Raw genomic sequence first — 25574 nt, 5'->3', positions numbered from 1 at the left:
TTCTCGCGTGCATGAGAAGCACAGTTCACACCATGTCCTCGCGCAAGAATTACGTACCCAAGGTCAAGGTCGATACCCTGATCCTGATGACCGACGGAACCGAGATCGAAGGCAGTGTCTTCATCCGGGCGACGCAGCGCGTGCTCGACCTGATGAACGAGCCGGGGCTTTTCTTTCCGGTGTCCTGCGCGAGAACCGGTGAGATCACGCTGGTCAACAAGACCGCGATCAACAATATCAAGCCGCTGGAGTAGGCGCGGCCCGGCGCTCGATGCGCGGATAATACAATCCCATTGTGATGCAGCGCGCCAGGTTCAGCACTGTCAGGGCCAGCCAGAGCCCGTGATTGCCGAGATGTTCCGGCAGGATCTGGGCCGCGATCATGAAAAGGATCAGGGACGCGATCATTGCATTGCGCATTTCCCTGGTCTGGGTTGCTCCGATGAAGATGCCGTCAAGCTGGAAGCACCACACGGCGATCAGCGGATAGATGATCACCCAGATCAGATGGCTTTCAGCAGCCATCCGCACGTCGGGCAGGGTGGTGATGGCTGCGATCATCAGCGGGCCGGCCAGGGCGAACATCATCGTCATGCCGATCGCGATCAGTCCGGCCCAGACCGTGCTGGCGACGACTGCCTCGCGAAGGTCGCGACGGCTGCGTGCGCCAAGCGCCGTGCCGACGAGGGCCTCGGCTGCGAATGCAAAGCCGTCCAGTCCGAAGGCGGTGACGTGCACCAGTTGCAGCAGCACGGCGTTCGCCGCGAGTGTCAGGTCGCCGAACTGCGCGCCAAGGCGCGTGAACCAGGCGAATGACGCAATCAGGCAGGCGGTCCGGATCATGATGTCGAAATTGGCGCTGAAGAAGGCCTTCAGCCGTTCCCGGTCCAGGATCCGGGCCTGCTGCCAGTCCCCGGGCCCGGGCCGCAGCAGCCGGTACGCCAGAAACAGGCCCAGAAAGACGGCGGACCATTCACCGATCAGCGTGGCCCAGGCCACGCCCGGCACGCCCAGATCGAATCCGACGACGAACACGAAATCGAGGATGATGTTCACCCCGTTCAGCCAGATCTGCAGCATCAGCGCGAGGCGTGTCCTCTGCATGCCGATCAGCCAGCCGAGCAGGGCATAGTTCGCGAGCGTTGCCGGCGCGCTCCAGATACGGATCATGAAATAGTCCGCAGCCAGACCCTCGACCGCGGCGCTCGGCTCGAACAGCTTCAGCGACAGCCACCAGACCGGCTGCTGGATCGTGACCATCAGCAGACCCAGTGCCACGCCCAGCAGCACCGCCCGTGCCAGTACCGCCAACACCTCCGGCTGGTTGTTGGCACCGTTCGCCTGCGCCGCGAAGCCGCTGGTGCCCATGCGCAGGAATCCGAACAGCCAGAACACCGAGGTGAAGGAGATCGCACCGATCGCCACCGCGCCGATATATTCGGGGCCGGGCAGGCGGCCCACCACGGCGGTATCGACGATACCGAGCAGGGGTGTCGTGATGTTGGACAGGATGATGGGCCAGGCCAGGCTCCAGACCCTGACCAGCGACTGCCGGCTGACAGTGTGCATCAGCGCCGGGTGCCGCCGCTCAAGGCATCGCTCAACCCGTACCAGGCCATCATGGGACCCAGGAACCAGGGCCAGCCGTTGTAATAGAACTTGCCCGGGAACGGCATGTCGTCGAATGCGGTGCGCCCGGCCAGATCGCCCATCGCCTTCTGCGCCAGCTTGTGCCCCAGCCAGTTCGACATGGCGACACCGGAACCGCCGTAGCACATGGCATAGCCGATGCGGCCACCCATCCCGATCTTGGGGAAGGTGTCGAAGCTGAACGCGACCTTGCCGCTCCAGCAATGCGTGATGGCCGTTCCGTCCAGTTCGGGGAAGATGCGTCCCAGCCGGCGGCCGAGATAGGACGCCAGTTTCTGGTCATTGCCGCCGCCCAGACCGGGACGGCTGCCCAGCAGGATCCGCTTGCCGTCCGGCGACGGGCGATAGTAGTTCAGCAGATGATAGCTGTCGGTGATCATGCGTCCGCCCGGAATCAGGCGCGATACCAGATCCGGATCGAGTTCTTCGGTCGCCACGATGGCGCTGGTCACCGGGATGACGCGCGCCTGGTGTTCGGGGGTCGCAGGACCGGTGTATCCGTTGGTGCAGATCAGCACCTTGTCGGCCTCGACGAAGCCGACGCCGGTTTCCAGCGCGATGCCCGTGTCCGTTTCCTCCATGCCCAGAACGGCAGTGCGTGCCGCGATGCGCGCGCCCGCGCCGCGGGCGGCGGCGAGCAGCCCGTCATGAAATTTCGCGGGGTGCAGCCCGCCCGTGTCGTGATGCAGGCGACCGCCGTGATAGAGGGGAGAGTGCAGGAACTGGCTCTGCTCTTCGGCAGGGACCATGACCGCACTGACCTCGCGCGCGGCCTGTTCGGCTTCCAGTTTCCGCGTCATCGCATCGAAGTGTTTGCGGGACACGGCTGGGTAATACCGCCCCATGCGACCGAAATCGCAGGCGATGCCGTTGTCGATGATCAGACGCTCGATGAAGTCCACGGACGCGGCGGCCTCGTCCATCATGGCTTTCGCGGATTCGGCCCCGAATGTCCTGGTCAGCGCCGGGAAACCGGGCTTCAGGCGGTCACCGACCATGCCGCCGTTGCGTGTGCTGGCACCGTCTCCCGGATCGCCGCTGTCGAAGACGACGACCGATGCGCCGGACCGGGCCAGCGTCAGCGCCGCCGAAAGACCGGTGTATCCGCCGCCGATGATCGCATGGTCAACGCGGCCCGGCAGTTCGGGCTCGGGCAGGGTGCTGCGCGCACGCGCCTGCCACCACCACGGTTCGAACTGGATGTCTTCGGAAAGCTTCAGGGAGCCTGACTTCGCGCTTGCCACGTTCAGTTCCGATAGGACGGATCGATCCGGTCGATCTTGCGCACCATGGCCTCGAATACCCGGTCTTCCATCCGGGCCTGATTGCCTTCGAAATTCCGGGTGGCGGCGTCCGATCGTTCGACGATGTCCTGGCCCAGGGAGATCAGTTTCTGCCCGGACTGTTGCGCCGCAAGCTGGACATCGCAGGCGCGCTGCAGCCGCCAGAGCCGGATGAACGCCGTCGCAACCGAATCACCACAGGCCAGCAGGCCGTGGTTTCTCAGGATGACGTGGTTCCGATTGCCCATCGCGGCGACCAGTCGCGGCTTCTCGTCATCGTCGCAGGTCACGCCCTCGAAATCATGGTAGGCGACGTCATCGCCGATGATGGAGCCGTAGAAATTGTCGCGCGACAGGCCGTCTTCCATGCAGGCCACTGCGATGCCGGAGGTCGTGTGGGTGTGCATGACGCACCGGGCGTCCGCGCGGGCGGCGTGAATGGCAGAGTGGATGACGAAGCCGGCGGGGTTCACGGGCCAGTCGGAATGCCCGACGATATTGCCTTCAAGGTCGATCTTGACCAGGTTCGAGGCCGTGACCTCATTGTACCAGAGCCCGTAAGGGTTGATCAGGAAGTGGTCGCGGCTGCCGGGTACTTTCAGCGTGATGTGATTGAAAATAAGTTCGATCCATCCGAGGTGATCGAAGATGCGGTAGCAGGCGGCCAGTTCGACCCTGGCCTGCCATTCCTCATCGCTGCAGGAAAGGTCCTGCGTTCTGCTCAGATTTGCCGCTGTGGCCATGTCCGCTTCCTGTATGTTTCATTTTTTCACGGCGCAGATTATCATTGTTTGACGCTTTCTGGACACCGCTTTTGACCCGCGTTCCGGTTGCCCCATGCATCCTTGGTGACCCGCTTGTCTTGGTATTATGATGCTCCGATCAAGTTTACGGCGCGTTCGAATCGCTGCTGCCGTGACCTTTCTGTGGCCAAACACTTGAGGAATCCAAGTTCCGTAGGGTCAGAACTGTGATCGTTGTCGCGAAAATTTTAACTTCCTTTAGCTAAACATGAATATGTCGCGCCTTGAAAGACATGCGGCATAATTATACTTCCAGTTCCCAGAAGTTCTGATAGTTTGCCGCCACAAGTCAGCAATGTTACAGGACTGACGATCAAACAACGCCAATCAGGAGTTTTATTTCATGAACGCAAGCGCATCGGAAAGTAGCGCACCGACCCAGCAGGATTTGCTGGAAATGACGGCCGAGGTCGCGGCCGCCTACGTTTCCAACAATGTGGTGCCTTCGGATGAACTGCCGGATCTGATCAGCCGTATTCACAATGCCCTTTCTTCTGCGGGCGCGGCCGAGGAAGAACCGGAACCCGAAAAGCAGAAGCCTGCCGTCAGCGTTCGCCGCTCGATTACGCCCGAACATCTGATCTGTCTGGAAGACGGCAAGAAGCTGAAGATGCTGAAGCGGTATCTGCGGACCAACTACAACATGTCGCCCGAGGAATACCGGGCGAAGTGGAATTTGCCCCCCGATTATCCGATGGTCGCGCCGAACTACGCCCAGAAGCGCGCCGAAATGGCGAAGGCCATCGGCCTTGGTCGCGGTGGACGCCGTCGCAAGGGCAGCTGACGGCTGCACGGCGATTGACGAACAGGACCCCGGAGCCGTCTGGCTTCGGGGTTTTCTTTTGCCTGAAGCACGCCATCATCGGTCTGACCGGATCAGGGGAGCAAGAGACAGTGAACTGGGACGACAGAATTGAAGAGATCCATCGTCGCCGCGAAATGGCGAAGGCGCAGGGCGGACCCGAAGCGGTCGCGAAACAGCATGCGAAGGGGCGGCTGAGTCTGCGCGAGCGCATCGACAGTCTGCTCGACGACGGCAGTTTCGCTGAACTCGGGCGCGGTGCGGGCGTTGCTGAACGGGATGAGGACGGCAACCTGACGGGCCTGACACCGGCCAACTTCATCCTCGGGTTCGGCAGGATCGGCGGCCAAACCTGTGTCGTTGGCGGCGAGGATTTCACCGTGCGCGGCGGTTCGCCGAATCCGGCAGGCCTGCGAAAGTCGGTCTATTCCGAAGAAGTGGCACTGGAGTACAGGGTGCCTCTGGTCCGTCTGCACGAAGGCGGCGGCGGCTCGGTCACGGGGTCGGGCGGCAAGGGATCATCCGGTCCGATCGGCGAATCCGTCGGTCACGGCCATCGGTTCAATTCCGTCGCGCGGACGCTGGGCACGGTGCCGGTCGCCTCGGCTGCGCTGGGACCGGTCGCAGGATTGCCTGCGGCGCGCCTGGTCGCCTCCCATTTCACGGTGATGACCCGGGAAACGGCACAGGTGCTGATCGCCGGCCCCGCAGTGGTCGAGCGCGCGCTGGGCGTGAAGATGACCAAGGAAGAACTGGGCGGCCCCGAGGTCCATCTGAAGAGCGGGGCGGTCGATAATGTCGCCGAGGACGAGGAAGACGCCTTCCGGCAGATACGGCGATTCCTCAGCTATCTGCCGCCGAACATCGATCACCTGCCGCCCGTCGTCTCATGCGCGGATCCGGTCGACCGCTGCGACGACCGGCTGGCCGGCATCGTGCCGAAGGACAGGCGCAAGGCCTATGACCAGCGCAAGCTGATCGGCATGGTCGTCGACGAGGACAGTTTCTTCGAGATGGGGCGTCAGTACGGTCCGGGGCAGATCGTCGGTCTGGCCCGGATGAACGGACATGCGGTCGGCATTTTCGGCAATGACTGCCGTTTCTACGCGGGGGCGATGACCGCAGAAGGCGCGCGCAAGGCCCGCAGGTTCATCGAATTCTGCGAGACCTTTCATCTGCCCATCCTCGCCTTCGTCGACGAGCCGGGCTTCATGATCGGCCCGGAGTCAGAGAAGGCCGGAACCATTCGCCCCGGTACGGCGGCGGTACTCGCCGCGGCAAGCTGCCGGGTGCCCTGGTGTTCGATCCTGATCAAGAAGAGCTATGGCGTCGCCGCCGCCGCGCACTACGGCAACCATGCGCATGTGCTGGCCTGGCCATCTGCCGAGTCCGGGCCCCTGCCGGTGGAGGGGGGCGTGGCCGTCGCTTTCGGGCGCGAGATTGCTGCGGCGGACGATCCCGAGGCGATGCGGCGCGATCTGGAGGAGCGGATGGCCGAGCGGCAATCACCGTTCGCGCGGGCCGAAAGCTTCGCGTATCACGAACTGATCGATCCGCGCGAAACCCGCCCGATGGTCTGTCAGTGGCTGGACCTGAACACACACCGTATCGCTCAACTGCCCACGCTGGGGCCGCGGACCTTTCCGACGCGCCCGTGATGCTATCGGGGAAGACCGGGCAGGCCGCGCAGCCGGTCGAGCACCGCTGCGGTCAATGGGTCGGGTTCTCCGTCTGTGGCGACAGCGTCGAGATAGGCGGTCACATCCTTTTCCAGGATGCCGATGGTATTGGCCGGATCGTAGGTTTCCGCTGACCAGTCGATCCGGTCGAGGTTCGAGCCGAACCAGGTCCCGCCCGAACTCGTGTGCATGACGGCTTTCAGTTTCTCGGGATCCAGCCCCAGAGGCCCGGCCTGCGACAGCACGGTGCGGACGGCGGCGACGCAGGTCGCGGCGACGAAATTGTTCAGCACCTTGGCCGTCGCACCGGCACCGAGGTCGCCCAGGATGTGGATGGTCTCGCCCATGGCTTCGAACGCCGGCATCATCCTGTCGATGTCAGACCGGGCTCCGCCCAGCATGAAGCTCAACCTGCCGTCGCGCGCGCTGTGCGGTGCGCCGGACATGGGCGCGTCGATCATGGCGGTGGTGGCCGGAACATCGTCACGCAGCGCGCGAACGAAGCGCGGCGACAGCGTTGACGAGATGATCAGCAGGCCTGGCAGGTTGCCGATCGATTCGATCAGTTGCCGGGTTTGGGACGCGTCCCGAACGACCGAGATCACGGCGTCGCAGGTGCCAAGGATGCGGGGACCATCGGCCAGATATGCACCGAAATCACCGAATTCCTCGCGTGGGCGAACGTCATAACCGACAACGTCATGCCCCGCGCCGATCAGCCGCTCGGCCATCGGACGGCCCATCGCGCCGCACCCTGCAACTCCGATTCTCATCGGTCCAGAATGCCACACCGTGGCCGTGCGTGTCAGTCGGCGGCTTCGGCGTTCTGGAGCGCTTTCGCCTGGGCCAGTGCCACTTCGCCGGCGCGGGTCAGTCTGCCCTTGCCCGAAGCCAGCAGTTCCTCGCGCAGTGCAAAGGCGTTGCCTGCCTTTTCAGCAACCATTTTCTCCGGCGGGGTGGGAGAGGTGACCTCTGCCCAGTGCCCCGGCTGTGGTGCTGATCCTTCCAGAACGATGGCGGGCAGGTCATCGTCCACCACGGCGGGAAACTCGACGATTTCCATCAGGTTCCAGGCGAATTCCAGCGGGATGTTGTTGTTGTCGAAGAAATAGACTGACCAGAACGCCCCGTGATCGATGGGGCCGGTCACCTCGATCCCGGCGGCTTCGAGCCGGTCCTTCAGTTCGAACAGGTCCTCGCGGGTTGCGACGTTGAACGCCAGATGATCGAAGCCCAGCGGTTCAGAGGTCCGGCGACCGTGGAACTTCACCTTCATCTTCGATGCGCCCTCGTAGGCGAAGAAGGCAATGTGATTGTCGCCCGTCCTGAAGAAATAGTGCCGGAAGCCGTCATGCCCGATCCCCAGGGTGAGCTCCATCCCCAGAAGATCGCGATAGAATCGCACCGTGCCGTCCAGATCGGGCGTGATGAAGGCCAGGTGGTCGATATTGCCGAAGGACATGATGAGCTCCCGTTGCTGTTCGCTCGATGATTAGATGACCATTGCCGGCGCGGTCTCAAGCGATCCGTCAGAAATGCTGCGTTTCCATGTCGAAACACTTGTTGCCGCGCCGACCTGTGATCGCGCTAGAGTATGACGGGAAGAGGGGGCGTAAAGATGGTCCAGCCGACACGACAGATTGTGCTGAAGCGCTTCATAGACGAAGCGCCGTCCGAGGATGATTTCGAGGTCGTGGAGCGGGAACTGCCCGATCTTCGCGATGGTCAGTTTCTGGTGCGTAATGTCCTGGTGTCCGTCGACCCCGGGACACGTGCGCGGTTGTCCGGCAAGCCGAGTTACATACCGCCGCTGAAACTGGGGGATGTGGTCGGCGCGTTCTCGGTCGGCGAAATCATCGAGAGCCGCCATCCCGATTATGCGGAAGGCGAGATTGTCTCTCTGGCGGATGGCTGGTCGGAGCACGTGATCTCGAAAGGCCGCGGCTTCATCCGGCGGATCACCGATCGGAGGCTGCCGCTGAGCGCCTGGCTCGGGGTGCTCGGCGTTTCCGGCATGACCGCCTGGTTCGGCCTGAACCGCGTTGCCGGTCTCAGCGAGGGCCAGACGGTCGTCGTGACGTCGGCGGCGGGTGCGGTCGGTTCGGCTGCGGGCCAGATTGCCCGGCTGAAGGGATGCCGGGTCATTGGCGTCGCGGGCGGCCCGGAAAAATGCGGCTGGCTGCGCGATGCGGCCGGGTTCGATCACGCCGTCGATTACAAGAACACCGACGATGTCGGCAAGGCGGTTGCCGAAGCCGCGCCGGACGGTGTGGATATCCTGTTCGACAATGTCGGCAACCGGATGATCGACCAGGTCATCCCGAGCATGAACCTGAATGGCACCATCGTGGTTTCAGGGCAGATCGCCGCCTACAACGATGACGATCCACCGGGCCTGATGAACACGCGAGCCTTTATCACGCACCGTCTGAAGATGCAGGGTCTTGTCGTCTTCGACGACCTGCCGAACTGGTCCGAGGCGGAGAAATCGATGGCCGACAGCGTCGTTGCCGGAGATATCGTCTATCGCGACGAGATCAGTGACGGGCTGGAGTCCGTGCCACGGGCGTTTGCGGGCCTCTTTCGCGGCGAGAACAGGGGGCGGCGACTGGCACGGCTTCGGCCTGATCCCTTTAAGGCGGAGGCGGACAAGTGATGAAATCCGATATCGACGAACTGGTGGCGTCCATCGCCCTGCGCGGGGACGAGATCGAACAGGCACGGCGTCTGCCAGCCGATATTGCCCAGGACATGGCGGCGGCGGGATTGTTCCGGATGGCGATCCCGAAGGCGCTTGGCGGGCTTGAACTGCCGCCGATGGAGTCATTGCGGATGATGCAACGGGTGGCGGCTGCCGACGGGGCTGCGGGCTGGTGCCTGATGATCGGCAGCACATCCGCCTTCAAGGCCGGGTTCCTGGAGCACGAGGCAGGGCGCGAAATCTACGGCGACCCGATGGGCATCTACGGCGGTGTTTTCGCGCCGATGGGCAAGGCCGTCGAAGAAGGGGACGGCTACAGGGTCAGCGGCCAGTGGGCCTGGGCCAGCGGCAGCGCGAACTGCACCTGGCTGTCGGGCGGCGCGATGATTCTGGAAGATGGCGGCATCCGGAAACTGCCGAACGGTGCGCCGGATTCGCGCATGGTCATCTTTCCCGCAGGCGACGCCGAGCTGATCGATACATGGCATGCGCATGGTCTGAAGGGGACCGGTTCCGGCGACATGGCGATCCATGACCTGTTCGTGCCGGCGCGTCACGCGGTCTCGCTGATGAGCAGCAAGGCGACGCACGACGGGCCGCTTTACCGCTTTCCGACCTTCGGTCTGCTGTCGCTCGGTATCGGGGCCGTCGCGCTCGGGAATGCGCACGCCATTGTCGATGATCTTGTCGCACTCGCCGCGGGCAAGAAGCCGACGGGCGGCGGGCGGACGCTGGCAGAGCGTGGCTATGCGCAGGCGACGCTGGCACAGGCCACCGCGGCGCTGCGGTCTGCGACGGCGTTTGTCGAGGAAGCCGTCGGCAATGCCTGGCGCATGGCTGAGGCCGGCGATGACCTGACCGTTGAAGTCCGTGCCGATCTCCGGCTGGCGGCGACCCACGCGACACGCACGTCCGCGGATGTGGCCCGGCAGATGTACGATCTGGGCGGCGGTGACAGCGTCTATCTGAAATCGTCGATCCAGCGCCGTTTCCGCGATGCGCACGTGATGACACAGCACATGATGATCAATCCGGCGACCTGGGAACTGACGGGGCGGGTAGCCTTCGGTCTTCCGACAGACGCGACGTTCCTCTGATCCGGGCCGCTTCCGTCGGATGGCGGAGCGACCCTCAGTTGGCGCGGGGATAGCCTTCCAGCACCTGAACGACCTGCTGCCAGTCTTCTTCACGGGCACGATCCAGCGCGGTCTTGCCGTCCGCATCGGTGACCGCAGGCATCGCGCCGTTCCGCAACAGCGTCAGTACCACGTCATGATGGCCGTTCCAGGCCGCGCGCATCAGCGGGGTGAGACCGGAATCGTCGCGCGCATTGGGATCGGCACCCTCTGAGAGCAGGTCCTCGACGATGGACTGATAGCCGTTGATGGAAGCCCAGATCAGCGGCGTGCGGCCCTGAAGGTCGATGGTGTCGATATCGACGCCCTTGTCGATCAGGAATTCGACCACCATCTCCCGGCCGCGCCAGGCCGCCGCGATGATCGCATCCCGGCCCGAGGCATCAATGGCGTTCGGGTTCGCGCCGGAACGCAGCAGGTTCTCGATGCGCTGCACATTGCCCTTGTCGACCGCGACGCGCAGGTTGTCGTCAAGCTGACGCTGCTTGACGGTACCCAGTTTCTTCTCGGCCCGCTGTTTCTCGATGAAGCGGCGCCAGCGGCCCGCCTCTTTCTCGGCAAGCTGCCGGTCTTTGACGCTGAGTTCCTTGTTCAGCGCCTTCAGCGCCCGGCGCGCCACGGTGTTGTTGTCGTCGGCCGCCGTCTTCAGCATGATGTAGGCGCGTTTCTTGTCCTTTTCGACGCCGTCGCCGGTCAGCAGCTTCTTGGCCAGCTCGATCTGCGCGGGCTGATAATTCTCGCGCGCAAGCTTCTCCAGAATCTGCGTCGCCTTCTTCTTGTCCTGTTCGACGCCCTTGCCCTTGTCCAGCGACCGGGCGACGTTCATCTCGGCGCTCTTGATGCCCTCATCGGCGGCTTTCTTGAAGCGCTCCAGCGACTTGCGGGCGCGATCCCGATCTGCCTCGGTCATCTGCTCCGGTTTCGCCTCACGACGTTCCGACTTCTTCAGAATGTCCGCAGCCGAGAGCTTCGGCAGTGGCGGCGGCGGCAGTTCATCGGCCTTGGGCACCGGTTTCTGTTTGGGTGTCACGGTCCGAGCAAGCGCCTGTCGCGGTTCTGCGGTGGCCAGGCGCGTGCGTTTCTCGCCCGTCAGCGCGCGTGGTACCGGATCGGACGCCGACTTCGGCCGATCCGCCCTGGGCAACTGTGCCGCTGCCTTGGCGACGGACAGGCGTTTCATTCTTTTCTGGAGGGCCGCGAGCCGCTTCTGCGCATCGGCGAGCTGCTCCGGGTTCTCCTTGCCCGCCGCCACACGTTTCTCGATCCGGGCCTGGGCCTGCAGCGCTTTCAGGCGGCGCAACTCGGCATTGATGGCTTTCCCATCCTGAGGCACGGCAGCGGGTGCAGGACGGTCTGCCCGTTCCTGCGCGGGCGACAGGGGCGCGCCGCGCTCATAGACCATCGCAACATCGCCCGGCTTGTTCGGCTCGGGGATCGGGCCGCTGTCGTCAGGCCGTTCGGCAAGTTTGGCCGCTGCAACGGCAGCCGGCGTGACATCAGGCACGGCGACGTCGGGGGCCTTCTCGGGTTTCCGGATCTCTGCCGGTTTGTCGGGTTCGGGCGTAACAGTCGCGACCGCATTGTCAGGCTGCTCAGGCTCGGGATCTCTGGTTGGTTCCCCGACATTGATTTCCGGGACGTCATAGACCCCGTCAAAGACCTGGATGGTGATCGGTATCGCGGCTTCGTCGGGCGTCTTGCCGAAAAGCTGGGGTGCGGCCACGATCACACCGCCGAGCAGCACGGCGTGGAAAGCGCCGGACACGACGGTCCCGCGACCGATGTTTTCGGTAATCGCCAGAAATTTGGGTATCAGCCGTCGCGACATGACGAAAAATCACCGGATCCGAATAGCATTCAGCCGGAGTGTACCTCAAAAATACAAAACCCGGCAGTTAACCCGTTGTAAAGCAAGAAGCATGCCCTGAGGGCACGGTCTTCAGCCTCCGGTCACGCTCATATGACGGCTGAGAGCCGGTGCGGCCTGACGCCGGTCGATGACGAAATCATGCCCTTTCGGCTTGCGACCGATGGCCTCGTCGATGGCCTGGTCCAGCAGGATACCCGTCGGATCGGCCCGCAGGGGGCCACGCAGGTCGGCCGCATCCTCCTGACCCAGACACATGTAGAGCGTGCCGGTGCAGGTCAGACGGACGCGATTGCAGCTTTCGCAGAAGTTGTGCGTCATCGGCGTGATGAAGCCGACCCTGTGGCCGGTTTCGCGCACCGTCGCATACCGCGCGGGGCCGCCGGTCTGATAGTCGGTCTCGTCCAGGGTCCAGTCCTGGCCCAGGCGCGCCCGGACCAGCGACAGCGGCAGATACTGGTCGGTGCGATCCCCGTCGATATCGCCAAGCGGCATTGTCTCGATCAGGCACAGGTCATAGCCGCGCGCGCCGCACCAGCCGACCATGTCCGAGATCTCGTCCTCGTTGACGCCTTTCAGCGCAACGGCGTTGATCTTCACGTGGATGCCGGCGTTCTGGGCGGCATCGAGCCCGCTCAGCACCTTGTCCAGCTTGCCCCAGCGGGTGATCCGTTCGAACTTGGCGGGATCGATCGTATCCATTGAGACATTGACCCGCCGCACACCGATGCTGGCGAGTTCGTCGGCGAAACGGGACAGTTGCGAGCCGTTGGTCGTCAAGGTCAGTTCTTCCAGCGCGCCGGTCTCAAGGTGGCGGCCCAGATTGCGGAACAGGCTCATCACATCGCGCCGCACCAGCGGCTCTCCACCGGTGATGCGCAGTTTCCTAACGCCCTTGCCGATGAACGCGCCGCACAGATGATCCAGTTCCTCCAGCGAGAGGATGTCCTTCTTGGGCAGAAAGCTCATGTTTTCCGACATGCAGTACACGCAGCGGAAATCGCAGCGGTCCGTCACGGAGACGCGCAGGTAGGAGATGTGTCTGCCGAATGGATCGATCAACCGTATAGCTCCCGGAATGATGCAGGATGCCTGCAATATTGCGCGGAGGCCGGTACGTGTAAAGCGCAGCTCAGTCGGTGGCGGACAATTGATTGAGAGCGGACAGGAAGTCCGGGTCCTGCCGCCAGCGTCGCACAACGGCGAGGGCGTCGTTCTGATCCAGATCGGCATAGAACGCCTGCAGGGCGTTTCGTTCCTGGCGATGGGTCGCCGTGAGGGGACCGCGCGCCGCGCGGGTCAGATCGAAGATGGTCAGAAAGACCTGGCGATCCATGTCCAGCGAGCGGCAGGCCATTGCAAAGGCTTCCCCGCCCGGTTCGTAGACGAGCCTGCGCAGGAGTTCCACGCGCAGTTCGGCCAGTTTCGCCAGCGCGAACTCGAACAGTCGGACCTCGCCCTGCCGAAGGGCTTTCAGCGCGAATCCGATGTTCAACTGCCCGGCTGCGTGCAGCTTGTTCACCAGCCGCTCGGAGGGATCGTTGGATTCGACCTCGCCTGTGGTCTCGCGCACGGCGTCGTTCATGGCGAACACCACGTTATCGTCCAGTTCGGAGGGATCGAAGCGGTAGTTCTCGATGATGTAGTTCCGCAGTGCCGCCGACACCCAGGCATACATCCGCTTGGCCAGATCCTTTGGCAGGTCCGGGCGGCGGAGCAGGGGCTTCTGGTAGCGGTCCACGCGCTGCGACTCGGCGACCAGATGCTCCATCAGGGCCGAGGACATGGTCGCGCTGTCATTTTCCAGCAGGGCGACGACAACATCCTCGTTGCCGGTTGCGGCGAGGGCGTCGGAGATTTCGGTTGAGATCCCCGACCGCATGGCGGTTGCGAGCTGATGCTGCAGCGTGCGATGGCGGATGATCTCGATCAGGTCGGCATCGCGCAGGGCCTTGCTGTCCATCAGGATCGGGTAGGCGACCTCGATCTGGTCATTGGCCAGCATCGCGGCCAGTTCGGGAGGCGCATCATCGTTGGCGGCCAGGCGTTCGGCCAGGCGACGGCGCACGGTCATCTCGACGTCGTGGCTGAGCCGGCGCAGGATGTCGGTCATGATCGACCGTTCCGCGTCGTTCAGGGTCGGCCCGTCGTTCTCGAACAGGTTCCAGACATCTTCATAGAGCTGGGCGCGGCCCTCGCGGCTCTTGCGGTGTGCCAGCTGAAACAGGCTGGACATGTCCGGTTTTGAATCTGGTGTCTGGTCAAACACGTTTCTTGATCCATCAATCGTTCGGGATGGTCAGGCTATCCGCAGACCGGTTAACGAACGGATAAGGCTGGTTCTTCCGCTCACGCGACGGCCCTGCGGATGAAGTCGAGCACCGCCGGCAGCGGCAACGGTTTTTCGAGAATCGCGAATGCGCCGATGGCTTTCTGACCGGCTTCGGACAGTTCGTTGGGATAGCCGGACATCAGGATGATCCGGGAACCGGGGGAAAAGGTTCGCGCAAGGCCGGTTGCCCGGATGCCATCCATGCCGGGCATCTGGATATCCAGCAGGATCACCGGGGGCTGCAGGCGCCTGAGTGCGTTCATGCCTGCGAAGCTGTTGGTTTCGACCTGTGCCCGGAAACCGCTGTTGTTGATGTAGCGCGCGATCAATTCGGCATTGGCCCGGTCATCATCGATGACCAGGACGTCGATGGTGGCTGACGCACGGCTTTCGTGTTTCTGGGTCATGACCGTTCGGGCTTTCGTGGCGGATGTCAGCACGTTGTTAAGAAAACCATGCCACGGTGCACCTTACCGAGTGCTTAACCGATGGAACGACCGATGCCTGACACCATCACGCCGTATGACCCACGACAGGAAATCTCGCAGAAATACCGGACCGTCACCCGCCAGATCGAGCGGCTGCACCGGCTGTATCTGGATGTTATCCGCGCCGAACTCGGCCGCATGCACGTCAACGACATCAACGCCGTACAGGCGCTGCTGCTCACCAACATCGGCGATGCGGAAGTGAACGTGAAGACCCTCATGGAGCGCGGCTATTACCAGGGCTCGAACGCGACCTACAACCTGAAGAAACTGGTCGAGGCCGGCTATATCGAACAGTTCAAGTCACCCAATGACCGCCGCGCGACCATCGTCCGGCTGACGGAGCAGGGCATGACGCTCTGTCAGCAGATCCTCGATCTGGAGACCGCGTTTGCCGAAGGATTCGAAACGGAATCGGGCGGCCTCGGCGACCTTCTGGATCGTCTGGGTGGTCTTGAACACGCCTGGAGCCATCACATCCGCGTCTGTGCGATGAGCTGATCAGCCTGGCTTGTAGCCGGTCACGCGCGTCAGCGTTCCGGGGATGAATTCGGCGACGCTGATCCGTTCGAAGCCCGCATCCGCAAGGTAACCTTCGCACTCCTCGATGGAATGGGCATGGCCGACGGAGCGGGGAATGGCTTCATAGAGTCCCCACAGTGCCGGTGCGATCGGTCCCATCCGGTCATTGTTCACCATCTCGCCTATCAGGTGATATTCGCCGCCGGGTTCCAGCGCGTCGAAAATCTTCTTCACCAGCGCGCGCATCACCGGTCGGTCGTAGATCGGCAGGTTCGATGCCTGGATGGCAACGTCGCATCCTCCGGGCAGCGGATCGGCAGTGAAATCGCACGCCTTCGCGGTGACACGGTCCGACATGCCGTTCTCGGCGACATAGTCACGCGCGACCGGCACGACCGGCGGCAGATCCAGCACGATGGCAGCGATATCCGGGTACTTCGACGCTGCATTGATGCAATAGGCCCCTGACCCGCCACCCAGGTCCATGATCTTCCGGCGGTTCGACAGATCGACCTCGCGGTGAAACTTGCGCGCCGCGCCCATGCCGATGGAATAGGTCGCCGCGTGATATTTCCTGGCGCCTTCCTCGGTCAGGTCCTCATACATGCCCAGCCGGTCGCCGGGGTCGGCCTCGCGCATGATTTCAGCCATGCGGTTCCAGTCGCCCCACTTCTCGCGCATGAAGGTCATCCATTCACCGGCATAGCCCCGCCGGTCCTTGACCAGAAACCGGTCGACATCCGCCGCATTGGTGTAGATGCCGTCGGGACTGCGATGCACAAGCTCCATCCCGGCCAGCGCGTCCAGCAGCCGCTCGGCGTTCAGCGCGCCGATCCCCGCCGCATCCCCCAGCTTCGCAACGGTGTCATGACCCCGGTCGATCAGGGTGAAGGCTTCCAGATCGATGGCCGCGAACAGGGCACCGGTCTCCCAGTAGGCTTTGGCCGTGCGTTGCAGGCGCGTCGTATCCGGACGCGCGGTGTCTGATGTTTTCCCGCTCATGTGTTTCCTCCCTGAATTCCCCGATTGCAGGGTCCGCCCAATCGTCACCGGATGCAAGACATGGCAGGGTTTCCTTAACCATGTCGGGGCACGATAGGCGGCATGAAGAAGTTGCGGAAATCCGGCCTGAAGACGGTCGCGCTCGGCTGGCAGGCCATGGACCGGGGACGGCCCGATCAGGCGGCGGCGCTGTTCCTGCGCGCCGCTGCGGCGGAGGCGGATCGTTTCTCGGCCTATCACGGGCTGGCGACCGCGCGACAGGCGCTCGGTGATCCGTCCGGCGCGATCGAGGCTTTCGAGAAGGCCCTTGCCGTCGCCCCGGGCAATGCCGAGACCCTGATCGCCCTGGGCCGTCTTGCTCGGGATCTCGACGCGTCCGAACAGGCGGTCGGGTTTTTCCGGGAGGCGGCGCTGGCCGAACCCGGTTCGGTCCCGGCCCAGACGGGGATGGCGCATGCCCTGCGCGATATCGGCCAGCAGGAGAAAGCCTCCGAACTGCTGCAGTCGGCCCTGCAGATGCAGCCCGAATCGGGCGACCTCTGGACGGCGCTGGGGGCCGTCATGGCCGACCTCGAAGATCACGCGAACGCCCGGATTTTCCTGAATGAGGCGCTGCGGCTGAATCCGAAGGACGGTGCCGCGGCCGGCAATCTGGCGGAAGTCCTGTTCGCCGATGGTGAGCCCGACGCCGCATCGGCGATGTACGCGCAGGCGCTCAGGCTGCGCCCGAACGACGCCGCGCTTCGGTTCAATCACAGCCTGTTCGCACTCGCCGGCGGCGATCTGGAGGCTGGCTGGCGCGATTACGAAGCCCGCCTGTCGCGCGGCTATCCGGGATATGTGCGCCGCGACCTGAAACTGAAGCGCTGGAGCGGACGACCGATGCCGGAGGGCCGCCTGCTGGTGCTTGCCGAACAGGGCGTCGGCGATGAACTGCATTTCCTGCATTGTCTGCCCGATGTCGCGGCAAGCTGCAGCGACGTCTGGTGGGAGTGCGATCCCCGACTGCAGTCGCTGCTCTCACGCAGCTTTCCAGATGTGACGTTCGTGCCCTGGCAGGGGTCGGACAAGTCGGGAATGCACCGGGGGTATGACTGGCTGAGCGAGGCGCCACGGTTCGATGCCTGTATCGAGGCAGGCAGCCTGCAGACCATCTTCCGCCGGACGATGGATTCATTTCCCGAAGCGGGGCCGGTGCTGGTGCCGCGCAATCCGACGGTCCGCCAGCCTGTGAGTATCGGCGTCTCCTGGACCAGCACGAAACGCAGCCGTCTGCGCGATCGTGGCTATGTGCCGCTTGAGCACTGGGCGCCGATCTTCTTGGTTCCCGGCGTACGCTGGGTGAACCTGCAATACGGGGATGTTGCTGACGAAATTGCCGAGGCTGAGGCACGTTTCGGCATGCGCATCGAGCAGGTTCCGGGCCTCGATCTGAAAGACGATTTCGAAGGCACCGCGGATCTGATGGCGGGACTGGATCTGGTGATCGGCCCCACCAACGCATCGCGCCAGCTCGCCGCATCGCTGGGCGTCCGCACGCTGGTCTTCTCGCGGCTGCCATATGAGTTTGGTCTGGGCCAGCCCGTCAATCCGTTCTTTGCGAACATGACAGACTTCGTGCGCCTGCCGGATCGTGACTGGTCAGGTCCGATGGCATCCGTCGCCGAAGAGGTATCGGCACTGGCCCGGCGTCAGGCCGCAGCCTGAATTTCCCGAACCCGTTTCGCAAGCCAGTAGAGTGAGCGGTCGTTCAGCCCCAGTTCGATCATGTGATCGACGGTGTTCAGCAGGTAGTCCGAGCACGGGCCCAGCCAGCCTTCGGCCCTGGCGATCTGCTGCGCCGTCTGTTCCAGATCGCGGTTGCCGCAATAGCGTTCGCTTCGCCTGTTCATCATGAATGTTGAGGCGGGGACCTTTCCCTGATCGGTATGAACCTCGGCGATGCCGGCCAGATAGGCATCTGTGACCAGTTCCCGCCGGAAGATGATGTCCAGTTCGTGCTCGGCATGTTCAGCCGCGATCCGGAACGCGACGCCATGGCACGAGCCGCCGCGATCCAGCCCCAGCACCAGACCGGGACAGTCGGTCGATCCGCGGCCCGTCAGCGTTTCCAGGCAGAACCGGCGATGCCAGCCGTAGATCCGTCCCATTCGCCGTTCGACAAAATGAAAGGCCGGGTTCCAGATCAGGCTGCCGTAGCCGAAGACCCAGATATCTCCCTCCGGCAAGGCCGCCTGCACACGCTTTCGATGGGCAATCCGCTCGGCGTCGGGCATCCGGGTCAGCAGGCCCTGCCGTTCCGCATCCTTCAGCCGCGTCTCGACCTCACCGGCCAGGATCTTCTCCCGCGTGATCTTGTGCTCGCCGGTCATGACTGCACCGGCCTGCAATAGCTTTCACGCATGAAGAACGCCGACATCAAACCGATGGCGGAACACACGGGCAGGATCGCCAAGGCAGCATCGAAATGGGCCGGCGCGTAATAGGGAATGCCGGTCGTGGCGCTGATCGTGCCGTCCCAGACCATGTCCAGAACGATCCCGACGACGGGCTGCAGCAACGCGCCACCGCCGACGAAGGCACCGTTGACGAAACCCGTCACCGCCCCGCTGATCGACGGCGGAGACAGTTCCCGCGCCAGCGCCAGCGTCAGGATCATCGATCCGCCCGACAGCCCGACAAGGAACAGGGCGATCTGATACTGCCAGACGGGCAGTGCGGGGCCGTACAGGACGATGCTCCACACGACCAGCGAAGCGGCGGCGGCGATGATCAGGGGAAGCTTCCTGCGGCGGAACCGGTCGGACAGGAAACCGCCCAGGGGGCCGCCGACGGCAAATCCGATGGTCATCAGCGAGACACTGAAACCGGCGGTGTCGCGCCCGACGTCATAGATCAGCATCATGTGCGGTACGCCCCACAGCAGGCCATAGCTCAGGAACGGTCCCGACAGCAGACAGCCATAAATGGCCAGCACCCAGTTGTGCGGCAGCCTCATCGCCTGCATCAGGGAACGTCCCAGGCTCTGGTCGCCGGTCCGTTGCACGCGTCCGCCGTCGGGCCGGTCGCGGACCACCAGCCAGATCAGGGCGGCGAGCGCGAGTCCCCACAGGACGGTCGCGACCATGGGCTGTCGCCAGCCGAACAGATCGACCAGCGCGCCCAGCGGCCCCTGTGCCAGAAATCCGCCGATCATGGCGTAGCCCATGGTCATGCCCGAGAACATGCCGAACCGGCTGGGCGGATGCCACGCGGCGGCCAGCGTCAGTGCCGAGATGAAACCGGTGGCCGAACCCGCACCGATCAGGAACCGGCCCGCGTAGGCCATCCAGATGGTCTCGGCGAAGGCGAAAAGTCCTGCTCCGATCGCCACGAGCACCATGCCGCCGGTCAGCAACACGCGCGGACCCCAGCGGTCGAGCAGCAGACCGACCGGAAGCTGCAGAACCGCGTAGATATAGAGATAGAGCGCCGCAAGGTTGCCCATGACGCCCGCACCGACCGAGAACGCCCCCATCAGGGGATCGACCATTACGCTGGGCGCGGCCCGCTGGAAAAAGGCGTAGAAGAATGCGTTCGCGCCCAGGAACCAGACCAGCCAGGCGCGGAAGCTGCCGATGCGGCTGCCGGTGGCCACTTCTGCCGTGGTTGCTGCGGTCACGCGGCGGCCCTTCTCGTCAGCCCGAATTCTTCGGCCAGAAGTTCGTAGGAACGCACACGGGCGTCAAAGTCATGACTGATGGTGACGATGGTCAGTTCATCGGTCTGATAGCTGTCTGCCAGTTCGCGCAACTGCCGTCCGACGACATCCGGCGTACCGGCGATGGAACGGCCCCGGTTCGCCTCCAGCATGGCCATGTCCTGCGGGCCATAGTCGTAAGCGTCTGCCTCCTCCGGCGTGGGGAAAGGGCCCCATTCGCCCTTCATCAGGCGGATCAGCCAGAGATTGCGCGACTTGATCAGATATTGCGCCCGCTCGTCCGTGTCGGCGGCAAGTGCGAAGACGCCGACATTGATGTGCGGTTCGGGATGCCTCTCGGAGGGCTGATAGCGGTTGCGGTAGGCTTCGGCGACCATGTCACCGCCGCGCGGCGTGATGAAATGCGCGAACGAGAAGGGCAGCCCGAAATGGGCGGCATAGGAGGCGCTGTCCATCGATGATCCCAGCAGCCAGACCTCGGGCGACGTGTCACCGGCGGGCTGCGCCACGATGTCTCGAAAGGGGTGGTCCTCTTCCAGGTCATTGGCCATGAACCCGATCACGTCCAGCACCTGGCGCGGATAATAGTCGATGGATGCGGAGCCGGGACCGGCGCGCAGGGCCTGCATCGTGTGCTGGTCGCTGCCGGGCGCGCGGCCGAGGCCCAGATCGATCCGGCCGGGATGCAGGGTTTCCAGCATCCGGAAGGTCTCCGCGACCTTCAGCGACGAATAATGGTTCAGCATCACACCGCCGGAACCGACGCGGATGTCCTTCGTTGCCGCCGCGATGTGGCCGATCAGGATCTCCGGTGCCGCACCCGCCAGGCCGCCGGACGCGTGGTGCTCGGCCAGCCAGTAGCGATGATAGCCGAGACGGTCGCAGATCCTGGCGAGTTCGACGCTCTCGGCGATGGCATCGGCAGGGGTCGCACCCGCACGGATCGGACTCTGGTCTAGAACGCTGAGACGCACGGTTGATCCTCCAGAGGACACAGCTAGTCTGAAGTCTCAGGACTTAACGCGGAGGCAGACCCGATGGAAGACCCCGAAATCGCAAGGGTGCTCAGCTTCTGGTTCGAGGAACTGAGCGGCGAGGACTACTGGCAGCAGAGCGATGCGGTCGATGCACGGATTGTTGCGGTGTTTTCGGACCTCTATGAGAAAGCCGCCGGTGGCAATTGCGATCACTGGCAGGAAACGCCTGAGGGGGCGCTCGCCCTGGTCATCGTCCTGGACCAGTTTCCGCGCAACATGTTCCGCAAGGACCCGCGTGCCTGGGCGACCGACGGCAAGGCGCTGAAAGTGGCCCAGGACGCCATCGCGAAGGGACTGGACCTTCAGATCCCGAAGGATCGCTGCATGTTTCTCTACATGCCGTTCGAGCATTCGGAAGACATCGAGATACAGAAGCAGTCGCTGGAGATATTCAAGCGGCTGGACCTGCCCGAAGATACCTATGGCTTTGTCGTCCGCCACCACGAGATCATCGAGCGTTTCGGGCGTTTCCCGCATCGCAATGCGGTTCTGGGGCGTGAGACCACGCCGGAGGAAGAAGCCTTCCTCAAGGAACCTCACAGTTCATTCTGATCAGCTTCTGACCGTCCAGAAGCTTGCGTCGTGATTGGGCCTTGGCCGCGGCAGGAACCCGGCCAGCCGCTCGACTTCCGCATGCATCTCCCGCCGGACGTACTGGCATGGGAACAGGGGAGCCAGCACGCCGCCCGCGATCATCGGGGCCAGCGCGTTCTGCTCGTTGTAGCCGCGCGGCTGCCATTCGGGCGGATAGGGGAACGGCAGGAAGATATCGTGGACATGCACGATCACGCCCGGCGGCAGGCACGGGATGATTTCGCCGAACAGCAGGTCGACATCCGTGCCCGGCATCAGGATGTGGCTCGAATCGATGAACAGCATGTCGCCCGAGGCGAGATCTTCAAAGACCTTTGGATCGGCCCGCTGAACCACGTCTGCAATGACCTCGACAGGCAGGGTGGATATGTCGGCGCGAGGGGCCGGGTCGATGGCCGTGAACCGGCAGGACAGGTGCCCGTCGGCAATCGCCCGGACCATGAAGCGCGTCGAATGTCCTGACCCGACCTCGACAATGCGTTTCGGCTGGTGATGGCGAACCATTGCATAGGCGACCGCGGCGTCCAGTCCTGCAAACCAGTCCTGATCCCATCGTGGCGCGGGTGCGGGATCGTTGAGACCGATGGCGAGCAGATCGTTGCGGCACTGGCCTGTCAGCGTCAGCACGTCCGAGAACCGATCGTGAAGCTGTCCGAACTCCGTCTGCATCCGCCGATAGGACGTCTGCTCATCCACGTCCCCGGCGTAGCGGTAGGGAATGAACCAGCCTTCGCGCGCCGCGCCGGAAAGGGTGCGTTCGCCCATCTGTCGCCGTCGTTCGGCGAAGCTCTGTTTGCGATCGGTCAGGGGGTCAGCACCATGCCTTCTCTGGCGACGATCGAACCGGGGCGGGCGGCCTCGACATCGCGGGCAACGCCATCCATGAAATCATCGTCATGTTCGGGATCATGGTGAAAGACCACATAGGTCTTCACGTTGGCCGCGTTGCAGAGGCGCATGCCCGCCTCCCAGGTCGAGTGGCCCCAGCCCACGCGCTGCTGATATTCCTCGTCGGTGTAGCTGGCATCATAGATCGCGATATCCGCGTCCTTCAGGAACTCGACCAGCGCCTTGTCGTTGCCCTCGGGCGGGTGCTCCGTGTCGGTGATATAGCAGATCGACCGGCCGTCGAACTCGACGCGGTATCCGGTGGCCTCGTTCGGGTGGTTGAGGGCGACGGTTCTCACCGTGATGCCTTCCGCGGGTTCGAGGACGTCTCCCGCCGGGAAATCCAGATACTCGATATCGGCGTTGAATATGGTCGGCGGTACGGGAAACAGCGGCGCGATCATCATGTCCTCGATGACCTGCTTCAGCGTGTGCTTCGGATACAGGTTTCCGGCCCAGACCCTGAACTTCCAGCCGGGGATGAAGAACGGCACGAAGAACGGCAGGCCGCAGACATGGTCGAAATGCGTGTGGGTCAGGAACACGTCGGCCTCGCGCGGCGGCGTCGCAGCCATCTTCTTGCCCAGATAGCGCATGCCCGAGCCGCCATCGAACAGCAATGTCCGGTCGCCCGCCGTGATCTCCAGCGAGGAGGTGTTCCCGCCATAGCGCATGACATCGGACGCCGCACAGGCGATCGATCCGCGCACGCCCCAGAAGCGGACGGAAAAGTCCTTGTTACCGCTCAATTGGTCCCCCAACCGCTGCCGTCCCCATCCAGAAGTGGACAGGAGACTGGCTCATTGATTACCAATACTGCGCGAAAGCCGCAATAAAGTGAAGATAACCGGACATCACGCGCCGGGTTTTTGATATCCGTCCAACCTGCACCGGACATGAACTATGAGTGAACCGCTTCTGATGGCGCGTGACGGCGCGATCGTGACCCTGACGCTGAACCAGCCCGAAAAACACAACGCGCTGGATGTGCCCGCGATGCGTCGTCTGGGGCAGATCATCGAGACGCTGTCGCGCGAAACGGACATCCGTGTTCTGGTGCTTACCGGGGCGGGCAAGAAGACTTTCTGCGCCGGTGCCGATCTCAGCAATGTCGACGATGACTATCCGTGGGAGGACGATCCGCTGAGCGGGATCACGGACCGGCTGGAGGATTTCCCCTGCGCGACGCTGTGCGCCCTGAACGGATCGGTCTATGGCGGCGGCACGGATCTGGCGCTGGCATGCGACTTCAGGATCGGCCAGGCGGGGCAGCGGACTTTCATCCCGCCCGCGCGTTTCGGTATCCACTATCAGGTGAGCGGACTGCGCCGCGCGGTTGAGCGGATCGGACTGAATGCCGCCAAACGCCTCTATCTGGGGGGCGAGACCTTCGATTCCGACGAGATGCTGCGGTGCGGGTTTGTCGATCACCTGGTCGCGCCCGAACATTTCGAGGCGCAGGTGAGTGCGTACACTGCCGAGCTTGCGGGCATGGCGCCATTGGCGGTGAAAGGCATGAAATACGTCCTGAACACGGTGGCGCGCGGCACGTTCGATCCGGCGATCGCGCGGCAGAATGTCGAGGCCTGTGTCCGTTCCAGCGATTTCCGCGAGGGGCAGAGGGCCATCGCCGAGAAACGCAAGCCTGTCTACAGGGGAGAGTGAGATGGCCGCATCGCGCGCCGATCTGATGGCGTATCTCGACGATCTCGGGATCACGACCTCGACCGTCGAACATCCTCCGGTCTTTACCGTTGAAGAGGCTCAGACCCTGCGCGGCGATCTTCCCGGCGGGCATACCAAGAACCTGTTCCTGAAGGACAAGAAGGGCGGTCTGTGGCTGGTCGTCTGTCTTGAGGACCGGCGCGTCGACCTGAAAGCCTTGCGCAAACGCCTCGGCGCGCCGCAGATCAGCTTCGGCAAACCGGAACTGCTGGTGGAAACTCTCGGCATCGAGCCCGGCTCTGTCACGCCGTTTGCGCTGATCAATGACCGGGCGCAGTCGGTCACTGTCGTCTTCGACGAAGGGATGCAGGACTTCGATCCATTGAATTTCCATCCGCTGAAGAACGACGCCACGACGCAGATCTCGTGGGCAGATCTCCTGAAATTCGCCAGATCCACCGGGCACGAACCCGTGGTCTGCGAGATCGATGAAACGAGCGACACCTGAATGACGTTCGCTGGCAGACTGCACGGTGAATGGACGCTATGATCGGTCCCGTGATGAACGCCCGTGTCATAACCCTGCCGCAGGGCATGGACTGGCCGACCTTCGAGGCCGGCTGGGTCTGGCTGGCTGGTGCGGGACCGGGCGATCCCGGTCTGGTGACGCTGCACGCCCTTTCCGCGCTGCAGCAGGCGGAGGTCATTGTCTATGACGCGCTGGTCGATGAGCGGATTCTCGGATGGGCGAGACCCGATGCGACGGTCGAGTACGCGGGCAAGCGCGGCGGCAGGCCGTCGCCGAAGCAGCGCGATATTTCCCTGCGGCTGATCGATCTGGCGCGCGAGGGAAAGCGGGTTCTGCGCCTGAAGGGCGGTGATCCCTTCGTGTTCGGGCGCGGCGGCGAAGAGGCGCTGAGCCTCGTCGAGGCAGGCATACCCTTCCGCATCATCCCCGGTATCACGGCGGGAGTGGGCGGCCTGGCCTATGCCGGCATTCCCGTCACCCACCGGGACGTCAATCAGGCCGTGACCTTCCTGACCGGCCACGATCAGAAGGGCCTGACACCATCCGAGATCAACTGGAGCGCCATCGCGCAGGGATCGCCGGTGATCGTGATGTACATGGCGATGAAGCACCTGGATCAGATCGCGGAAAACCTGATCGCTGCGGGGCGCGATCCGGCAGAACCGGTGGCCGTCGTCAGCAATGCCAGCCTGCCGACCCAGCAGGTGCTGGAAACGACGCTGAGCCGCGCCGCGCGTGATGTCGCCGAAGCGGGGTTCGAGCCGCCCGCGCTGGTCTGCGTCGGCGGAGTCGTCCCGCTGCGTCACGCCCTCAACTGGCGTGAGAACAGGGGCGCGACACCGGAGATTCTGGAAGCGCTGGGCCGTCGCACACGCGAAACGGGCTAGACCGTGACG

At 63.6% G+C, this 25574-nt stretch carries 26 protein-coding genes; 11 read left to right on the top strand and 15 right to left on the bottom strand.

Annotation, left to right across the window (positions count from 1 at the left end):
• The first annotated feature begins 11 nt into the window (after positions 1-11).
• Positions 12-254 carry a hypothetical protein gene (locus ACN0X7_RS05430; RefSeq protein WP_417514916.1) on the top strand — a complete coding sequence of 81 codons (243 nt, stop codon included), beginning with the start codon at positions 12-14 and terminating at the stop codon, positions 252-254.
• Here the strand turns inward: ACN0X7_RS05430 and ACN0X7_RS05425 are convergent.
• From ACN0X7_RS05425 to ACN0X7_RS05415, 3 genes are read right to left on the bottom strand one after another with little or no spacing between them, the layout of a single operon-like run.
• Positions 238-1569: an MATE family efflux transporter gene (locus ACN0X7_RS05425; protein WP_417514914.1), complete on the bottom strand. Its 1332-nt coding sequence runs from the start codon at positions 1567-1569 to the stop codon at positions 238-240. The two genes, ACN0X7_RS05430 and ACN0X7_RS05425, sit on opposite strands and share 17 nt — an antisense overlap.
• Positions 1569-2894 carry an NAD(P)/FAD-dependent oxidoreductase gene (locus ACN0X7_RS05420; RefSeq protein ID WP_417514912.1) on the bottom strand — a complete coding sequence of 442 codons (1326 nt, stop codon included), beginning with the start codon at positions 2892-2894 and terminating at the stop codon, positions 1569-1571. The genes ACN0X7_RS05425 and ACN0X7_RS05420 overlap by 1 nt, the downstream gene beginning before the upstream one ends.
• A gap of 2 nt (positions 2895-2896) precedes the next feature.
• Positions 2897-3676: a class II aldolase/adducin family protein gene (locus tag ACN0X7_RS05415; protein ID WP_417514910.1), complete on the bottom strand. Its 780-nt coding sequence runs from the start codon at positions 3674-3676 to the stop codon at positions 2897-2899.
• Between the two features lie 403 nt (positions 3677-4079).
• Between ACN0X7_RS05415 and ACN0X7_RS05410 the strand changes: the two genes are divergently transcribed.
• Both ACN0X7_RS05410 and ACN0X7_RS05405 read left to right on the top strand, forming a co-directional pair.
• On the top strand, positions 4080-4520 hold the full coding sequence (locus ACN0X7_RS05410; RefSeq protein ID WP_417514908.1) for a MucR family transcriptional regulator: 441 nt from the start codon (positions 4080-4082) through the stop codon (positions 4518-4520).
• 110 nt (positions 4521-4630) lie between these two features.
• Entirely contained in the window at positions 4631-6196 is a 1566-nt protein-coding gene (locus ACN0X7_RS05405; RefSeq protein WP_417514906.1) for an acyl-CoA carboxylase subunit beta, read from the top strand.
• A 2-nt stretch (positions 6197-6198) separates the two neighbouring features.
• On the opposite strand, the gene ACN0X7_RS05400 is transcribed toward ACN0X7_RS05405, so the two are convergent.
• Together ACN0X7_RS05400 and ACN0X7_RS05395 are read right to left on the bottom strand one after the other, a co-directional pair.
• Positions 6199-6990 carry an NAD(P)-dependent oxidoreductase gene (locus ACN0X7_RS05400; RefSeq protein WP_417514904.1) on the bottom strand — a complete coding sequence of 264 codons (792 nt, stop codon included), beginning with the start codon at positions 6988-6990 and terminating at the stop codon, positions 6199-6201.
• 32 nt (positions 6991-7022) lie between these two features.
• Positions 7023-7679, bottom strand: a complete 657-nt coding sequence (locus ACN0X7_RS05395) for a VOC family protein (RefSeq protein ID WP_417514902.1) — start codon at positions 7677-7679, stop codon at positions 7023-7025.
• Positions 7680-7835: 156 nt separating this feature from the next.
• Between ACN0X7_RS05395 and ACN0X7_RS05390 the strand changes: the two genes are divergently transcribed.
• Together ACN0X7_RS05390 and ACN0X7_RS05385 are read left to right on the top strand one after the other, a co-directional pair.
• Positions 7836-8873, top strand: coding sequence for an NADP-dependent oxidoreductase (locus ACN0X7_RS05390; RefSeq protein ID WP_417514900.1), 1038 nt, complete (start codon positions 7836-7838; stop codon positions 8871-8873).
• Positions 8873-10015: an acyl-CoA dehydrogenase family protein gene (locus ACN0X7_RS05385; protein WP_417514898.1), complete on the top strand. Its 1143-nt coding sequence runs from the start codon at positions 8873-8875 to the stop codon at positions 10013-10015. The genes ACN0X7_RS05390 and ACN0X7_RS05385 overlap by 1 nt, the downstream gene beginning before the upstream one ends.
• A 34-nt stretch (positions 10016-10049) precedes the next feature.
• Here the strand turns inward: ACN0X7_RS05385 and ACN0X7_RS05380 are convergent, their stop codons facing one another.
• The 4 genes from ACN0X7_RS05380 to ACN0X7_RS05365 all read right to left on the bottom strand — a co-directional run bounded on the left by ACN0X7_RS05380 (position 10050) and on the right by ACN0X7_RS05365 (position 14660).
• Positions 10050-11882 carry an ankyrin repeat domain-containing protein gene (locus ACN0X7_RS05380; RefSeq protein WP_417514896.1) on the bottom strand — a complete coding sequence of 611 codons (1833 nt, stop codon included), beginning with the start codon at positions 11880-11882 and terminating at the stop codon, positions 10050-10052.
• A 111-nt stretch (positions 11883-11993) separates the two neighbouring features.
• Positions 11994-12989: a GTP 3',8-cyclase MoaA gene (gene moaA, locus ACN0X7_RS05375; protein WP_417515574.1), complete on the bottom strand. Its 996-nt coding sequence runs from the start codon at positions 12987-12989 to the stop codon at positions 11994-11996.
• Between the two features lie 64 nt (positions 12990-13053).
• Positions 13054-14157 carry a DUF2336 domain-containing protein gene (locus ACN0X7_RS05370; RefSeq protein ID WP_417514894.1) on the bottom strand — a complete coding sequence of 368 codons (1104 nt, stop codon included), beginning with the start codon at positions 14155-14157 and terminating at the stop codon, positions 13054-13056.
• Between the two features lie 113 nt (positions 14158-14270).
• On the bottom strand, positions 14271-14660 hold the full coding sequence (locus ACN0X7_RS05365) for a response regulator (protein ID WP_417514892.1): 390 nt from the start codon (positions 14658-14660) through the stop codon (positions 14271-14273).
• 93 nt (positions 14661-14753) lie between these two features.
• On the opposite strand from ACN0X7_RS05365, the gene ACN0X7_RS05360 reads away from it, so the two are divergent.
• Entirely contained in the window at positions 14754-15242 is a 489-nt protein-coding gene (locus ACN0X7_RS05360) for a MarR family winged helix-turn-helix transcriptional regulator (protein WP_417514890.1), read from the top strand.
• On the opposite strand, the gene ACN0X7_RS05355 is transcribed toward ACN0X7_RS05360, so the two are convergent.
• A complete protein-coding gene (locus ACN0X7_RS05355) occupies positions 15243-16265 on the bottom strand; it encodes a methyltransferase (protein WP_417514888.1) in 1023 nt (340 codons plus the stop codon).
• A gap of 102 nt (positions 16266-16367) precedes the next feature.
• Between ACN0X7_RS05355 and ACN0X7_RS05350 the strand changes: the two genes are divergently transcribed.
• Positions 16368-17972: a tetratricopeptide repeat protein gene (locus tag ACN0X7_RS05350; protein WP_417514886.1), complete on the top strand. Its 1605-nt coding sequence runs from the start codon at positions 16368-16370 to the stop codon at positions 17970-17972.
• Here the strand turns inward: ACN0X7_RS05350 and ACN0X7_RS05345 are convergent.
• From ACN0X7_RS05345 to ACN0X7_RS05335, 3 genes are read right to left on the bottom strand one after another with little or no spacing between them, the layout of a single operon-like run.
• The gene (locus ACN0X7_RS05345; RefSeq protein WP_417514884.1) at positions 17957-18637 is read right to left on the bottom strand and encodes a gamma-glutamylcyclotransferase; all 681 of its coding nucleotides are present in this window, start codon (positions 18635-18637) and stop codon (positions 17957-17959) included. The two genes, ACN0X7_RS05350 and ACN0X7_RS05345, sit on opposite strands and share 16 nt — an antisense overlap.
• On the bottom strand, positions 18634-19926 hold the full coding sequence (locus ACN0X7_RS05340) for an MFS transporter (protein WP_417514882.1): 1293 nt from the start codon (positions 19924-19926) through the stop codon (positions 18634-18636). Before ACN0X7_RS05340 ends, ACN0X7_RS05345 begins: the two co-directional genes overlap by 4 nt.
• The gene (locus ACN0X7_RS05335; RefSeq protein WP_417514880.1) at positions 19923-20939 is read right to left on the bottom strand and encodes an LLM class flavin-dependent oxidoreductase; all 1017 of its coding nucleotides are present in this window, start codon (positions 20937-20939) and stop codon (positions 19923-19925) included. The genes ACN0X7_RS05340 and ACN0X7_RS05335 overlap by 4 nt, the downstream gene beginning before the upstream one ends.
• Before the next feature lie 63 nt (positions 20940-21002).
• Here ACN0X7_RS05335 and ACN0X7_RS05330 point away from each other — a divergent pair, with 63 nt between their 5' ends.
• Complete coding sequence (locus tag ACN0X7_RS05330; RefSeq protein ID WP_417514878.1) at positions 21003-21554, top strand: DUF924 family protein; 552 nt, start codon at positions 21003-21005, stop codon at positions 21552-21554.
• Here ACN0X7_RS05330 and ACN0X7_RS05325 read toward each other — a convergent pair whose 3' ends face one another.
• Complete coding sequence (locus ACN0X7_RS05325) at positions 21555-22361, bottom strand: class I SAM-dependent methyltransferase (RefSeq protein WP_417514876.1); 807 nt, start codon at positions 22359-22361, stop codon at positions 21555-21557.
• A gap of 38 nt (positions 22362-22399) precedes the next feature.
• Positions 22400-23233: an MBL fold metallo-hydrolase gene (locus ACN0X7_RS05320; protein ID WP_417514874.1), complete on the bottom strand. Its 834-nt coding sequence runs from the start codon at positions 23231-23233 to the stop codon at positions 22400-22402.
• 154 nt (positions 23234-23387) lie between these two features.
• On the opposite strand from ACN0X7_RS05320, the gene ACN0X7_RS05315 reads away from it, so the two are divergent.
• The 3 genes from ACN0X7_RS05315 to cobA are packed head-to-tail and all read left to right on the top strand — an operon-like array spanning position 23388 to position 25565.
• Positions 23388-24149, top strand: a complete 762-nt coding sequence (locus ACN0X7_RS05315; protein WP_417514872.1) for an enoyl-CoA hydratase/isomerase family protein — start codon at positions 23388-23390, stop codon at positions 24147-24149.
• A 1-nt stretch (position 24150) separates the two neighbouring features.
• Entirely contained in the window at positions 24151-24657 is a 507-nt protein-coding gene (locus ACN0X7_RS05310; protein WP_417514870.1) for a prolyl-tRNA synthetase associated domain-containing protein, read from the top strand.
• A 38-nt stretch (positions 24658-24695) separates the two neighbouring features.
• Entirely contained in the window at positions 24696-25565 is an 870-nt protein-coding gene (gene cobA / locus ACN0X7_RS05305; protein WP_417515572.1) for a uroporphyrinogen-III C-methyltransferase, read from the top strand.
• The last annotated feature ends 9 nt before the right edge of the window (positions 25566-25574 follow it).

This window comes from Minwuia sp. (assembly GCF_048263705.1).
Taxonomy (GTDB): Bacteria; Pseudomonadota; Alphaproteobacteria; order Minwuiales; family Minwuiaceae; genus Minwuia.
Note: the sequence above shows the minus strand (reverse complement) of the source record. Positions and strands in the feature narration are given on the sequence as shown.